Below are 12,397 nucleotides of genomic sequence, written 5' to 3' on the forward strand. Positions count from 1 at the left end.
TCACCCGCGCTACCGTGTCCTGATCCGACGAGCAGGGGGTCAGTCGTGCAGGTCCGCAACGCCACGCCCGAGGACCGGACGTGGATCCACGAGCTCCGTCACCGGGTCTACGCCGAGGAGCTGGGCCAGCACCCGGTCAACGCCGACGGCTTGCTCGTCGACGCGCTCGACGGCCGCAACGTCTACCTGGTGGCCGCCGACGCCGACGGTCCCGTCGGGTTCGTCAGCCTGACGCCGCCCTGGGCGGGCAGCTTCGGTCTCGACAAGTACCTGGGCCGGGAGGAGCTGCCCCTGCTCGACGAGCCCGACGTGTTCGAGGTCCGCATCCTCACCGTCGAGCCCGCGCGTCGCTCGGCCGGCGTGGCCACGTTGCTCATGTACGCCGCGATGCGGTGGATCGCCGGGCGGGCCGGGCGCACCATCGTCGCGATGGGTCGCGACGACCTGCTCGACCTGTACCGCGGGGTGGGTCTGGTGCCGACCGGGCGCGTCATCACGAGCGGGACGGTGCGCTTCGAGGTGATGACCGCGTCCGTGGCCGACCTCACGGCGCTCGCACTCGGTCCGTTCGCGTCGCTGGTGCAGCAGTGGAGGGACGAGGTCGACTGGCAGGTGGACACGCCGCTCGCGCCGCGAGCCGACGGGTGCGAGCACGGTGGTGCCTCGTTCGGCGCCATCGGCACCGACTTCCGCACGCTGGAGCGACGTCGGGAGGTGGTGGTGGCCGACGTCCTCGACGCGTGGTTCCCGCCGTCGCCCCACGCCCAGGCCGCGCTCACCGAGGACGTCGCCTGGATGACCCGTAGCTCGCCGCCCACCGACGCCGGCGGGCTGCTGGACGCGATCGCCGAGGCACGCGACCTCCCGGTCGACTCGCTCGCCGTCGGGGCGGGCTCGTCGGACCTGGTCTTCCGCGCGTTCGGCCACTGGCTGACGCGCGAGAGCCGGGTGCTCCTGGTCGACCCCGGCTACGGCGAGTACGCCCACGTGACGGAGCGGGTGATCGGCTGCCAGGTCGACCGGTTCCGGCTGCGCCATGCCGAGGGGTGGCGTCTGGACACCGAGCGGCTCGCCGAAGCGGTGGGCGACGGGGCGTACGACCTCGTCGTCGTGGTGAACCCGAACAACCCGACCGGCCGGCACGCCCCGGCCGCCGAGCTGCGGGCCGCCGTCGAGGCGTCCCCTGCTGGCACCCGCTGGTGGGTCGACGAGGCCTACGTCGGCTACGTGGGCCTGCACGAGTCGCTGGCCCCGTTCGCGGCCACCGACCCGCGACTGGTGGTGTGCACGTCGATGTCGAAGATGTACGCGCTGTCGGGCGTCCGCGCGGCGTACCTCGTCGCCGAGCCCACCGTCGCTGCGACGATGCGCCGGCTCACACCGCCCTGGCAGCTGGGTCTTCCCGCCCAGCTCGCTGCGGTGGCTGCCCTGCGCGACGTCGACCACTACCCGCCGCTGTGGCAGCGCACCCATGACCTGCGCGAGGCGCTGGTGGCCGACCTGGCCGTCCTCGACGAGGTGCAGGTCGAGTCGTCGGTGGCCAACTTCGTGTGCCTGCGCCTGCCGGCCGACGGTCCCAGCGCCACCCGCTTCGTCGAGCAGTGTCGCCAGGACGACGTGTACGTGCGTGACCTGTCTCCGCTCTCCCCGTCGTACGAGGGGCGCACCGTGCGCATCGCCGTGCGCGAGGAGGCCGAGAACGCGCGGATCGTCGCGGCCTGCCTGCGGGCCATGGAGGTGCTGCGTCCGTCGGTGCGGGCGGGCGCCTCCTGATGGTCGACGTCGTCGAGGTCGCCCCGTGGATCGGGGGCCTCATCGCGGTGGCCGGGGTCGCGATCGCGGTGTCGGGTCGGCGGGACCTGCTGCGCCGGTGGTGCCTGTGGGCGGTGGCGGTGCCGATCGTGCTGGCGCTCTTCTGGTGGGGCGAGCCCGGCCTGGCGCTGCTCGCCGTGGTGGTCGTGGTGGTGGCCGCGCTGGAGCTGGGCGCCATGCTCGACGTCCCGCGGCCCGACCGGCTGGTGCTCGCGGCCGCGCTCGTCGCCGTCGTGCTGACCGCGTGGCTCGCGCCCGAGCACGTCGTCCAGGTGGCGGGTGGTGGCGCCCTCGCCGTCGTCGCCGTGCCCGTCCTGACCGGCGATGCCGAGCACGGGCTGCGCAGGGTCCTGGCCGGGTTGCTCGGTCTGGCGTGGCTGGTCCCCCTGGCCGGGCTCGGCTCGCTCGGCACCACGGCGCTCGCCCTGTTCGTGGCGGTGTCGGTGGCCGACGTCGTCGCCTACTTCGCCGGCCCTCTGCTGAAGGGTCCACACCTCTCTCCCCTCTCCCCGGGGAAGCGGTGGAGCGGGACCCTCGCAGGGTCGCTCGCGGCGGTGGCAGCCCTGGCCGCGCTGGGTGCCCTCACCTGGCCGACCGCGGCCGCGGCCGCCGTGGGCGGGCCGGTGGGTGACCTGTTCGAGTCGATGGTCAAGCGCGGCGCGAAGGTGAAGGACTCCGGCACGATGATGGCCGGCGCCGGCGGGCTGCTCGACCGCATCGACTCGCTGCTGATGGCCCTGGCCGTCGTCCTGGTGCTGGGCTGACCTGGTGCTGGGCTGACCCTTGGGCACACTGGACCGACCCCGACGAGAGGACCACCCATGGCCGTCGACCCCACCGGCTCCGACCTCAAGGCCTTCCTCGCGGCCGACGACGAGGGACCGGTCGTGATGCTCAACCTGCTGCGCTTCGCCCCGGGCGGACGCGAGCTGTACGCCGAGTACTCCCGGGCCGTCGTCTCGACGTTCCTGCCGCGGGTGGGCGGCGAGGTCGTGTACGCCGGCCGGGGCCACGCCGCACTCGTCGCCGAGGACGGTCAGGCCTGGGACGCCGTCCTCCTGGTCCGCTACCCCTCGCGCGCGGCCTTCGCCCGCATGGTCGCGGACCCGGAGTACCAGCAGGTCACCCACCTGCGGACCGAGGCGCTCAGCGAGGCCGTGCTGCAGCCGACCTCGGCGTGGGGCTGACGGACCGGCTCAGGCCTCGTCCTCGCCGTCGGCCGACGTGAGGCCGGCCTTGACGATGTAGACGATCAGGGCCGACGAGATCACGAGGAAGCCCAGGACCCACAGCGGCGCCCACTTCTGCGTGGGCTCGTCCTCGACCTCGGTGATGGTCACGTCGTCCTGGGAGCTGCCGGAGGTGCCGGCCGACGCCGACGGCTCCGAGGCGCTCGCGCCGGCACTCACCGTGAATCCGACCTGGCCGCTCACGGCGTGGCCGTCGGCCGAGACGACGCGGTAGACGAGCCGGTAGGCGCCGGGCTCGGCGTCGGCGGTGCGCACGCCCACGAGGACCCGACGTCCGGCCACCGTCACCTCGTCGTCGTCGAGCCGGGTGCCCGAGGAGTCGAGCACGCGCAGCACCGCGCCACTGCCGATCTCCTCGTTCAACGTCACCGAGACGGTCTGCGGCAGCGCGCTGAGGATGGCGCCCTCGGCGGGGTCGGACGACTCGACGGACGCGTGCGCGAGGGCCGGCGTCGGCACGGCGAGCAACGCAAGGGTCGCGACGAGACCGAGGACGAACGAGCGCACGGGCTACCTCCAGGAGCGGCGGCGGGAACAGGTCGGCTACGACGCACTGTAGTAGCGCTCGCCTGAGCGACGGGACGCAGTACGGCTCGTGGCAGGTGGGTCGAGGGTGGCGCATCAGCGCCGGACGGCGCTATCATCGTCGTATGGCGATGAAGCATCACCCGTCCGACGGCCACGTCACCCGGCGGACCGGAGCGGGCGCGCGGACCCACGAGCAGCACCGGCACGCCGACCTCGACGGCGGGACCGACGGCACCGACCTCGTCGCCCGGCTGCTCCACGGGTTCGCCGACCCCGGCCGGCTGCGGATCCTCGAGCACCTCCGGCTCGGTGAGCACCGCGTGGTCGAGCTGACCGCCCACCTGGGGCTCGCCCAGTCCACGGTCTCGGCCCACCTGGCGTGCCTGCGCGACTGCGGCCTGCTCGACGTGCGCCACGAGGGCCGCTCGTCCTACTACCGACTGGCCCACCCGGAGGCCACCGAGGCGCTGCTGCGCGCGAGCAGCCTGCTGCTCGACCGCACCACCGGCCCCGACGCGACCGAGCCGACCGGAGCGGCCTGATGGGTCACGGCCATGCGCACGGTCACGCCGGGGGACCCGCCAGCGGTCGGCACCGCGGGCGGCTGACCGTGGTGTTCGTCATCATCGCCGCGTTCTTCGTCGTCGAGCTCGTCTACGGCATCCTCGCGTCATCCCTCGCCCTGCTGTCCGACGCCGGTCACATGGCCGCCGACGTCGTCACGCTCGGTGCCGCGCTCGCCGCCACCAAGGTGGCCACCCGGCCCGACACCACCGGACGACGGACGTTCGGCTCCTACCGCGCGGAGGTGTTCGCGTCGGGTTTCGCCGTGCTCGTCATGCTCGGGGTGTCCGTCTACGTCGTGGTCGAGGCGCTGGCCCGGGTCGGCTCCACGGTCGAGGTCCAGACCCGGCCGATGATCGTCGTCGGCACGCTCGGGCTGGTGGTGAACGTCGTCGCCCTCGTGATGCTTCGCGCGGGCGCCGGTGAGTCGCTCGTGATGCGCGGCGCCTACCTCGAGGTCGTCGCCGACACCGCCGGGTCCGTCGGCGTGGTCGTCGCCGGTGTCCTCGTGGCCACCACGGGGCAGACCGGGTGGGACGCCGGCGTCGCCCTGGCCATCGGGGCCTTCGTGGCCGTGCGGGGGGTGATGCTCGGACGACAGGTCCTCGCCGTGCTCGGCCAGCACGCCCCCGAGGGCCTCGACGTGGACGAGGTGGTCGCCGACCTGCGGGCGATCGAGGGCGTCGGCGACGTGCACGACCTGCACGTCTGGGTTCTCACCTCCGGCATGAACGTGGCCACCGCCCACCTCGTCGCCGACGGCAGCGCCGACGTCGACGTGATCCTCGCCGACGCCAGGGCGGCGCTGCGCGACCGCCACGACGTCGAGCACGCGACCCTGCAGGTCGAGGGCGCCCGCGCACCGGAGTGCCACAGCGTCGACTGGTGACGCCGACTGTCACTCGTCCTCAGGCGTTGCCGGCGGTCTTCACGTAAGGTTCCCGGGTCCGTTCGGGTCTTCATGACGCCGGCGTCGTCGTACCCGATCGCCGAGCGTCCCACCGACGAAGGCGATGCCCATGAAGGCGACGACCTGAAGAACTCGGTCGTCGACACCCATGACGTGGTCGAGCGTCGCGACGACGACGATCGCTACGAGCGCGCTGATGAGGATCTTGAGATTCATGGCCGTGGATCATTTCCGGAGTGGTCGTCCTGCAGCGCTGGGGGCGATGAGCCGTCGAGCGCGATGCTCCGCCTGATCACGATTCGGCGCATGCGCACGACGCTAGGCGAGCACGGGACCTGACGCACGGGGACCGGCGGTCGGCGACTACGGCCAGGGGTTCTTCACGCAGCCCTGCAGGCCCTTGGTCTGCTGCAGCATGACGGGCGCCTTCGCCCCGGGTGCCGGGCAGCCGACGTGGTACTTGCCGAGGGCGTGCCCGACCTCGTGGTTCACGAGGTAGGTGCGGTAGCCGCTGAGGTCGTCGCCGTAGTACTGGACGCCCAGCGCCCAGCGCTTGACGTTGAGCACGACCCGCGAGCCGCTGCGGCACGACACCTCGCCCCGGGTCAGCAGCGGGGCGCACAGCCGGTCGACGGTGTCGGGGCTCGCCAGCATCACCTGGAAGTCGCCCCCGCCCTCGACCTGCTCGAACGACCAGCCGTCGGAGCGCCAGCCGCGCTCGTCGCCGAGCACCTGTGCGACCTGGCGGGCGAAGCGGTCGGGGTCCTGGGGCAGGCCTGCCTCGACCTCCACCGAGTAGCGTCGGTTACGACCGGAGCCGGCCCCCGCCACGTCGGCGACCGCGGCCGTGGCGAACGTGCCCTCGCCGCTCTGCGGGAAGTCGGTCGGCTCCGGAGCGGGTGTGGTCCTCGTGGGGGTGGGCTTCGGCGCCGGTGTCAGCGTCGGCATGACGGCGTCGTCGGCCCACGACACGTTCGTGGCGGCCGAGGCGGCGGGCTCGTCCGACGACGGACGGACGGCGGCCAGCACCACCACGACGAGCGTGACGAGCACCGATCCGCCGAGCGCTGCCGCACGGCGGCGACGTCGACGCATGGCACGCTGCCTCGCCGCGCGGTGGCGACCCACGGCGGTGGAGCTCGCGCGGCGCGAGGGGTCGGGCTCGCGCTCTGTCACCTGCACAGACTACGCGGAGCTACTCTGGCGACGACCGGTGACGCGACACCGCACCGTCACGACGAAGGGGTGGAGCAGCCCATGAGCAACACCGAGACATCGCCCGACGAGCTGGTGTGCGGCGAGGACTCCGCCGCCGAGCTGCAGGTCCTCACCCCGCGCGACGTGCCGCTCGGCGGGCCGCGCGCGATGACCGTGCGCCGCACGCTGCCCCAGCGTCAGCGCTCCCTCATCGGCGCCTGGTGCTTCCTCGACCACTACGGACCGGACGACGTGTCCGAGTCCGGCGGCATGGACGTGCCGCCCCACCCGCACACCGGGCTGCAGACCGTCAGCTGGCTGTTCTCGGGGACCATCGAGCACCGCGACAGCGCCGGGTTCCACGCCGACGTGCGACCCGGGGAGCTCAACCTCATGACGTCGGGCCGCGGCATCAGCCACTCCGAGCGCTCCACGCACGACACGACGGTGCTGCACGGTGCCCAGCTCTGGGTGGCGCTGCCGCAGGAGGCGCGCTTCGTCGACAAGACCTTCGAGCACTACGCCCCACCGACCCTCGAGGGCAGCTCCGACGGAGGTTCCTGGCGCGCGCAGGTGTTCCTCGGCAGCCTGCTGGGCTCCACGTCCCCGATCTCCACCCACACCCCGCTGCTGGGCGCCGAGCTGCGCCTCGACGCCGGCACGGTGCTGCAGCTCGACGTCGACCCGACGTTCGAGCACGGCGTGCTCGTCGACACCGGCGCCGTCCTCGCCGACGCCGACCCGATCGCGAAGGACGAGCTGGGCTACCTCGCCCCCGGCCGTGACCGCATCACGCTGCGCGCGAGCGAGGACAGCCGGGTGCTGCTCATCGGCGGGCCGCCGTTCGGCGAGCAGATCGTCATGTGGTGGAACTTCGTCGGCCGCAGCCACGACGACGTCGTGGAGTACCGCGCCGCGTGGATGGACGAGATCGACGGCAAGGCGGCCGGCGCCTCGTCCGACGGTCCGTACGGCCTGCCCGAGGGCGACCCCGAGCGTGCCCTCCCCGCCCCCGAGCTGCCCAACGCCCGCATCCGACCCCGCAGCTGACCCACCGAGCGAGAGCGAGCATCCATGAGCCTCCCTGTCGAGCACGACGGCATCGTCGTCCGCCACGCCCCGGAGCGGCACCGCTACGAGCTCGTCGACGGCGAGGACGTGATCGGCCACACCGACTACCGCGAGCTGGAGCCGCACGGAACCATCACCCATCGGGACTTCGTGCACACCGAGGTCGACGACGCCTACGGCGGGCGTGGGCTCGCGTCGGTGCTGGTGCAGTTCGCCCTCGACGACGTGCGCGCCGCGGGCCTGCGCATCGTGCCGCACTGCCCCTACGTCGCGGGGTGGCTGCGCAAGCACGAGGGCCGGTTCGACGACCTCGTCGACTGGCCCGCCTGAGGCTCGGTCCGGCTTAGGTCTCGGCGATCTCGCGCTCGACGTCGGCCATCGGGCGGCCGCGGAAGCGGCGGAAGCTGTAGACGATCGTGGCGAGCGCGATGGCGGCGGAGAAGATGAGCGTGGCGCCGGTGCCCCAGCCGCCGAGCAGCCACCAGGACTCGCGCAGCGGCCACCAGTCGGGGGCCGGCGGACGCAGCCCCCACACGACGCCGAGCCCCGCGAGCCACACGACGCCGAGCAACGACAGCGCGACCCGTGGCCAGGTCTGCACGCCCTGCGCAGCGGTGCGCAGGGCCGCGTCCTTGACGGGCTCGACGCGTCGGCGCGCCCACTCGTAGCGCTGCGACAGCAGGGCCAGGCCGCCGAACAGCAGCAGCAGGCCGGGCCCGGGGAGGAAGATCGCGGCGAGGCCGAGCAGGACCATGATCCAGCCGAGCACCTCGAGCGCGAGGGTCTTGCCGTGGTCGATGACGCCCATGTGGTCCTTCCGTCGTCGCTGGCCGGAGCGTAGCGGGTGGATCTGAACAGGTGGCTCAGCGCTTGGCCATCAGCATCCGGACGAGGTAGATGACGGCGACGACCACGAGGATGAGCAGGACGATGCGCATGGGACGCTCCTTCGACCGCACGCGCCGGTCGCGTGGGTGCCTGAACGGTAGGCCCGTTCGGGCCGTCCCGCACGGCAGACCTCGACTCCCGCCCAGCGGGACCGAGCGAGCCGCCCACGCCTCCGCTAGCGTCGGCGGTGAGCCACGCCACCCCCAGGAGGAACCCGATGCCGCAGACCGTCAAGGCCGTCGTCGCCCGCAGCAAGGGCGCACCCGTCACCGTCGAGAACATCGTCGTGCCCGACCCGGGGCCCGGTGAGGCGGTCGTGGCCGTCCAGGCCTGCGGGGTCTGCCACACCGACCTGCACTACCGCGAGGGCGGAATCAACGACGAGTTCCCGTTCCTGCTCGGCCACGAGGCCGCGGGTGTCGTGGAGTCCGTCGGCGAGGGTGTCACCGAGGTGGCCCCGGGCGACTTCGTGGTGCTCAACTGGCGTGCCGTGTGCGGTGACTGCCGGGCCTGCAAGCGGGGCCGCCCGCAGTACTGCTTCTCCACCTTCAACGCCGAGCAGAAGATGACGCTGGAGGACGGCACCGAGCTCTCTCCGGCGCTCGGGATCGGCGCCTTCGCCGAGAAGACCCTCGTGGCTGCCGGCCAGTGCACCAAGGTCGATCCCGAGGCCGACCCGGCCGCCGTCGGGCTGCTCGGCTGCGGCGTGATGGCCGGCATCGGCGCGGCGATCAACACCGGCAACGTGGGTCGCGGTGACTCCGTGGCCGTCATCGGCTGCGGCGGCGTGGGCATCGCCGCGGTCGCCGGAGCACGTCTGGCCGGAGCGGCCAAGATCATCGCCGTGGACCTCGACCCGCGCAAGCTCGAGCAGGCCACGGCCCTCGGTGCCACGCACACGATCGACGCGTCCAAGGACGACGTGGTCACCAAGGTGCAGGAGCTCACCGACACGTTCGGCGCCGACGTCGTGATCGAGGCGGTCGGCCGCCCCGAGACCTGGGAGCAGGCCTTCTACGCCCGTGACCTCGCCGGCACCGTGGTCCTGGTCGGCGTGCCCACGCCGGACATGAAGGTCCCCGAGCTGCCGCTCATCGACGTGTTCGGCCGTGGCGGCTCGCTCAAGTCCAGCTGGTACGGCGACTGCCTGCCGAGCCGCGACTTCCCGATGCTCGTCGACCTGTACCGCCAGGGCCGGCTCGACCTCGACGCCTTCGTCACCGAGCGCATCGGCATCGACGACGTCGAGGCCGCGTTCGACAAGATGCACGGCGGCGACGTCCTGCGTTCGGTGGTGATGATCTGATGTCGGCACGGGTCACGAAGGTCGTCACGTCGGGGCAGTTCGCGCTCGACGGCGGCAGCTGGGACGTCGACAACAACGTGTGGATCGTCGGTGACGACAGCGAGGTGGTCGTCGTCGACGCACCGCACGACGCCGAGGCCATCGCCGCGGCGGTCGACGGTCGCACGGTGCGGGCCATCGTGCTCACGCACGGTCACAACGACCACCTGAACGCCTCGGTGCAGCTGCGCGAGCTCACCGGCGCCCCCATCTGGTTCCCGTCGGCCGACACGATGCTGTGGGAGGCCGAGCACGGCACCGACGTGCGACCGGACCACGACCTCACCGACGGCACGACGTTCGAGGTGGCCGGCAGCACGCTGCGGGCCGTCGCCACCCCGGGCCACTCCCCCGGCAGCACCTGCCTCTACAGCGAGGACCTCGGCGTCCTGTTCAGCGGTGACACGTTGTTCAACGGCGGGCCCGGTGCCACGGGACGCAGCTACTCCAGCTTCGACACGATCGTCGCGTCCATCCGTGAACACCTGCTGACGCTGCCCGACGACACCGTCGTGCACACCGGCCACGGCGACGACACGCGGATCGGTGACGAGGCGCCCCAGCTGCAGGACTGGATCGACCGAGGCCACTGAGCCTGTCGCGGGCTCAGACGGCGGGCCAGGCGTCGAGTGCGCCATGCAGAACGTCGACCACTCGGTCCCAGCTGACGTCGGTCTCGGGGTCGCTGTGGTCGAAGGACCCGGCGGCCTCGAGGGCGATGAACCCGTGGACGGTGCTGCCGATCAGCCGCACGGCGTGCACGTGGTCCTCCTCCGGCAGGCCGTAGCCCCGCAGCACCGAGGCGAGCAGCTCGGTGTGGCGTCGCCCCGCCTCGACGCCGTCGTGGCCGGGGGCCAGCCGGCGTCGGGTCGCTGCGTACCGGCCGGGGTGGACGCGCGCGTAGTCGCGGTAGGCGTCGGCCAGGGCGCGCAGCGCCGACCCCCTGGAGCGGCCGGCGACGTTCCTCGACGCCGCGTCGGCCATCTCGTCGAGCGCCCTCACCGTGATGCCGTCGCGCAGGGCCCCGGCGCCGTCGACGTGCGCGTACAGGCTCGGCGTGCGGATGCCCACGGCGCGCGCGACGGCGGACGGCGTCACCCCCTCGAAGCCGACCTGGTCGGCGAGGTCGGCGGCGGCATCGAGGACGAGCGAGCGAGTGAGTCCGGCACGGGGCACGCGACCAACCTATCACCGCTAGGTGTATACCTAAGGGTGTTAGGAAGCAATGAAGGGACGCACCATGCAACCGCTCTCCGTCGACCAGGTCCGCGCCTGCTTCGTGAACAGCTCGCGCAGCAAGGTCGCCTCCATGACGCTGCCCGCGCCGTGGCCGCCCGACCGCCTCGAGGAGCGCGACTACCTCGGCTGGGTCGACGCCAAGGCCCCGCAGCGCGCCTACGTGGTGCTGGGTGAGGACATCAGTGACGAGCCCGTGGGCATCGAGCTGCGGGTCGGCACGTCCGCCGGGCCGGCGCGGACGACCTTGTGCGACTGGTGCCGCACCGACGACGGCACGTCCACGGCGCGGCTGCTGGTCGCCCGACGGGCGGGCGCACGGGGCCGGGCCGGTGACACGGTCGGGCAGTACGTGTGCGGCGACCTCGCCTGCTGGAAGCGCGTACGCCGACCGCTCAAGCCGCACGAGAAGTCGGTCACGGGCGCGCCCGACCTGCGGGTGGACGACCTGCGCTCGCGGGTGCTCGAGTTCGTCGAGCGGGTGCGTGCGACCTGAGCGAGGTGGCTCAGCCGCGACGCAGCAGCACGATGCCGACCACCGCGGCCACGGCGGCCCCGGCCAGCACCGCGACACGGCCCTTGTCGGCCTCGGCCACGGCGTCCTGCGCGCGCGACTTCACGTCGAGCTTGTCGCCCAGGGCGTCGACCGTCTCGGCCAGGTGCTCTCGGGTGGCCGCGATCTCGGCCTCCAGCTGGTCGCGCTCGCTCATGACGGGTTCCCCTTCGCTGCGGCGACGTCGGCCTGCACGCTCTCGACGCGCGCGGCAGGAGCCTGCGCGACCTTCGAGACGTTGCTCTTGCCCAGCAGGGCGGCCGCGCCGGCCACCACGAATAGGGCGACCGCCACGATGAGCGCGGCGAGCCACGGGTCGGTCACGTTGGCCAGACCCAGCACGGCGGCGCTGAGCAGCACGCCGAGGCCGTAGAGCGCGATCACGCCGGCGGCGCCGAACAGGCCGGCACCCACGCCGACCCGCTTGCCGGCCTGCGCGAGGTCGTCCTTGGCCAAGGCCATCTCGGCGCGGATGAGGGTCGAGATGTCCTCGGTGGCCTGCGCGATCAGGCGGCCGGTGGACTCGTCCTGCGGCGCCGCGGTCACGGGCGACCCAGGCGGTCTTCGGCGAGGTCGGCCGCCGTGGGCGGCGTGGTCACCGAGGGCGAGCTCGGGACCTCGGTGTCGGCCTCGGCCAGGTCGGCGTCGAGCTGGGGGTCGGCGACCTCGTCGATCGCGAACGAGGGGTCGGCCGGGTCGGCCGAGACGCCGTCGGAGGACGCGTCGTCGGACCGGTGGCTCTTGACCGCGTCGACGACCTTGGAGCCGGCCGCGCTCGCGGCGCTGGACGCGGCGTCGGCGGCAGCGCTGCCGGCAGCACCGGCGGCGCTCTTGGCGGCGTCGGCGGCATGGTCCACGCCGCTCTGGACGGTGGGAGAGTTCCAGACCTTCTGGGACTGGGTACGGATCTGGTCGTAGCGCTCGCGGCCGGCCTTCGTGCCGAGCACGTAGCCGGCGACGCCAGCAGCCGCGATGAGCAGCTTGTTCACGTCGGACCCTCCTTCGGTGGTGGTCCGTCCATCTTGCTCCACTCCGCCGTGGCC

Annotated in this window: 18 protein-coding genes; 11 read left to right on the forward strand and 7 right to left on the reverse strand. The window is 72.8% G+C overall.

Translation table 11 applies throughout. From position 1 onward, the window contains the following. The first annotated feature begins 45 nt into the window (after positions 1-45). Genes NBW76_RS02395 through NBW76_RS02405 form a run of 3 tightly spaced genes read left to right on the forward strand, consistent with a single transcriptional unit; the run spans position 46 to position 2,999 of the window. Positions 46-1,773 (forward strand): histidinol-phosphate aminotransferase family protein, encoded by a 1,728-nt coding sequence (locus NBW76_RS02395; protein WP_056556854.1) that lies wholly within the window; start codon positions 46-48, stop codon positions 1,771-1,773. Continuing rightward, the gene (locus NBW76_RS02400; RefSeq protein ID WP_200931187.1) at positions 1,773-2,576 is read left to right on the forward strand and encodes a phosphatidate cytidylyltransferase; all 804 of its coding nucleotides are present in this window, start codon (positions 1,773-1,775) and stop codon (positions 2,574-2,576) included. The genes NBW76_RS02395 and NBW76_RS02400 overlap by 1 nt, the downstream gene beginning before the upstream one ends. A 57-nt stretch (positions 2,577-2,633) precedes the next feature. Beyond that, a complete protein-coding gene (locus tag NBW76_RS02405; RefSeq protein ID WP_056556852.1) occupies positions 2,634-2,999 on the forward strand; it encodes a DUF1330 domain-containing protein in 366 nt (121 codons plus the stop codon). 9 nt (positions 3,000-3,008) lie between these two features. On the opposite strand, the gene NBW76_RS02410 is transcribed toward NBW76_RS02405, so the two are convergent. Then, positions 3,009-3,569, reverse strand: coding sequence for a copper resistance protein CopC (locus tag NBW76_RS02410; RefSeq protein ID WP_056556850.1), 561 nt, complete (start codon positions 3,567-3,569; stop codon positions 3,009-3,011). A gap of 143 nt (positions 3,570-3,712) precedes the next feature. Here NBW76_RS02410 and NBW76_RS02415 point away from each other — a divergent pair, with 143 nt between their 5' ends. The 3 genes from NBW76_RS02415 to NBW76_RS02425 all read left to right on the forward strand — a co-directional run bounded on the left by NBW76_RS02415 (position 3,713) and on the right by NBW76_RS02425 (position 5,403). Then, positions 3,713-4,132: a metalloregulator ArsR/SmtB family transcription factor gene (locus NBW76_RS02415; protein WP_235493073.1), complete on the forward strand. Its 420-nt coding sequence runs from the start codon at positions 3,713-3,715 to the stop codon at positions 4,130-4,132. Beyond that, on the forward strand, positions 4,132-5,043 hold the full coding sequence (locus NBW76_RS02420) for a cation diffusion facilitator family transporter (protein WP_056556848.1): 912 nt from the start codon (positions 4,132-4,134) through the stop codon (positions 5,041-5,043). The genes NBW76_RS02415 and NBW76_RS02420 overlap by 1 nt, the downstream gene beginning before the upstream one ends. A 72-nt stretch (positions 5,044-5,115) precedes the next feature. Continuing rightward, a complete protein-coding gene (locus tag NBW76_RS02425; RefSeq protein ID WP_056556845.1) occupies positions 5,116-5,403 on the forward strand; it encodes a hypothetical protein in 288 nt (95 codons plus the stop codon). Between the two features lie 24 nt (positions 5,404-5,427). Here NBW76_RS02425 and NBW76_RS02430 read toward each other — a convergent pair whose 3' ends face one another. Next, complete coding sequence (locus tag NBW76_RS02430; protein ID WP_056557263.1) at positions 5,428-6,240, reverse strand: DUF3152 domain-containing protein; 813 nt, start codon at positions 6,238-6,240, stop codon at positions 5,428-5,430. A gap of 81 nt (positions 6,241-6,321) precedes the next feature. Between NBW76_RS02430 and NBW76_RS02435 the strand changes: the two genes are divergently transcribed. Further along, entirely contained in the window at positions 6,322-7,311 is a 990-nt protein-coding gene (locus NBW76_RS02435) for a pirin family protein (protein ID WP_056557260.1), read from the forward strand. 24 nt (positions 7,312-7,335) lie between these two features. After that, positions 7,336-7,662, forward strand: a complete 327-nt coding sequence (locus NBW76_RS02440) for a GNAT family N-acetyltransferase (RefSeq protein WP_056556837.1) — start codon at positions 7,336-7,338, stop codon at positions 7,660-7,662. Positions 7,663-7,675: 13 nt separating this feature from the next. Here the strand turns inward: NBW76_RS02440 and NBW76_RS02445 are convergent, their stop codons facing one another. Next, positions 7,676-8,140, reverse strand: a complete 465-nt coding sequence (locus NBW76_RS02445; RefSeq protein ID WP_055962492.1) for a PGPGW domain-containing protein — start codon at positions 8,138-8,140, stop codon at positions 7,676-7,678. Between the two features lie 297 nt (positions 8,141-8,437). Between NBW76_RS02445 and NBW76_RS02450 the strand changes: the two genes are divergently transcribed. Together NBW76_RS02450 and NBW76_RS02455 are read left to right on the forward strand one after the other, a co-directional pair. Next, positions 8,438-9,526: an S-(hydroxymethyl)mycothiol dehydrogenase gene (locus NBW76_RS02450; RefSeq protein WP_055962495.1), complete on the forward strand. Its 1,089-nt coding sequence runs from the start codon at positions 8,438-8,440 to the stop codon at positions 9,524-9,526. Further along, the gene (locus NBW76_RS02455) at positions 9,526-10,158 is read left to right on the forward strand and encodes an MBL fold metallo-hydrolase (protein ID WP_056556834.1); all 633 of its coding nucleotides are present in this window, start codon (positions 9,526-9,528) and stop codon (positions 10,156-10,158) included. The genes NBW76_RS02450 and NBW76_RS02455 overlap by 1 nt, the downstream gene beginning before the upstream one ends. Positions 10,159-10,171: 13 nt before the next feature. Here NBW76_RS02455 and NBW76_RS02460 read toward each other — a convergent pair whose 3' ends face one another. Continuing rightward, positions 10,172-10,741, reverse strand: coding sequence for a TetR/AcrR family transcriptional regulator (locus NBW76_RS02460; protein WP_056556831.1), 570 nt, complete (start codon positions 10,739-10,741; stop codon positions 10,172-10,174). A gap of 64 nt (positions 10,742-10,805) precedes the next feature. Between NBW76_RS02460 and NBW76_RS02465 the strand changes: the two genes are divergently transcribed. Beyond that, a complete protein-coding gene (locus NBW76_RS02465; RefSeq protein ID WP_200932696.1) occupies positions 10,806-11,297 on the forward strand; it encodes an FBP domain-containing protein in 492 nt (163 codons plus the stop codon). A 10-nt stretch (positions 11,298-11,307) separates the two neighbouring features. Here NBW76_RS02465 and NBW76_RS02470 read toward each other — a convergent pair whose 3' ends face one another. From NBW76_RS02470 to NBW76_RS02480, 3 genes are read right to left on the reverse strand one after another with little or no spacing between them, the layout of a single operon-like run. Then, positions 11,308-11,511, reverse strand: coding sequence for a DUF3618 domain-containing protein (locus NBW76_RS02470; protein WP_056556826.1), 204 nt, complete (start codon positions 11,509-11,511; stop codon positions 11,308-11,310). Beyond that, a complete protein-coding gene (locus tag NBW76_RS02475) occupies positions 11,508-11,900 on the reverse strand; it encodes a phage holin family protein (RefSeq protein ID WP_056556824.1) in 393 nt (130 codons plus the stop codon). Before NBW76_RS02475 ends, NBW76_RS02470 begins: the two co-directional genes overlap by 4 nt. Then, positions 11,897-12,343: a hypothetical protein gene (locus NBW76_RS02480; RefSeq protein ID WP_055962513.1), complete on the reverse strand. Its 447-nt coding sequence runs from the start codon at positions 12,341-12,343 to the stop codon at positions 11,897-11,899. Before NBW76_RS02480 ends, NBW76_RS02475 begins: the two co-directional genes overlap by 4 nt. Positions 12,344-12,397: the final 54 nt, after the last annotated feature.

It is taken from the genome of Aeromicrobium sp. Leaf245 (assembly GCF_942548115.1).
Taxonomy (GTDB): Bacteria; Actinomycetota; Actinomycetes; order Propionibacteriales; family Nocardioidaceae; genus Aeromicrobium.

Bases quoted from the DNA above. Each gene is read 5' to 3' on its own strand.
- NBW76_RS02400 (WP_200931187.1), top strand. From the start codon at position 1,773: ATGGTCGACGTCGTCGAGGTCGCCCCGTGGATCGGGGGCCTCATCGCG.
- NBW76_RS02405 (WP_056556852.1), top strand. From the start codon at position 2,634: ATGGCCGTCGACCCCACCGGCTCCGACCTCAAGGCCTTCCTCGCGGCC.
- NBW76_RS02415 (WP_235493073.1), top strand. From the start codon at position 3,713: ATGGCGATGAAGCATCACCCGTCCGACGGCCACGTCACCCGGCGGACC.
- NBW76_RS02420 (WP_056556848.1), top strand. From the start codon at position 4,132: ATGGGTCACGGCCATGCGCACGGTCACGCCGGGGGACCCGCCAGCGGT.
- NBW76_RS02425 (WP_056556845.1), top strand. From the start codon at position 5,116: ATGACGCCGGCGTCGTCGTACCCGATCGCCGAGCGTCCCACCGACGAA.
- NBW76_RS02435 (WP_056557260.1), top strand. From the start codon at position 6,322: ATGAGCAACACCGAGACATCGCCCGACGAGCTGGTGTGCGGCGAGGAC.
- NBW76_RS02440 (WP_056556837.1), top strand. From the start codon at position 7,336: ATGAGCCTCCCTGTCGAGCACGACGGCATCGTCGTCCGCCACGCCCCG.
- NBW76_RS02445 (WP_055962492.1), bottom strand. From the start codon at position 8,140: ATGGGCGTCATCGACCACGGCAAGACCCTCGCGCTCGAGGTGCTCGGC.
- NBW76_RS02450 (WP_055962495.1), top strand. From the start codon at position 8,438: ATGCCGCAGACCGTCAAGGCCGTCGTCGCCCGCAGCAAGGGCGCACCC.
- NBW76_RS02455 (WP_056556834.1), top strand. From the start codon at position 9,526: ATGTCGGCACGGGTCACGAAGGTCGTCACGTCGGGGCAGTTCGCGCTC.
- NBW76_RS02465 (WP_200932696.1), top strand. From the start codon at position 10,806: ATGCAACCGCTCTCCGTCGACCAGGTCCGCGCCTGCTTCGTGAACAGC.
- NBW76_RS02470 (WP_056556826.1), bottom strand. From the start codon at position 11,511: ATGAGCGAGCGCGACCAGCTGGAGGCCGAGATCGCGGCCACCCGAGAG.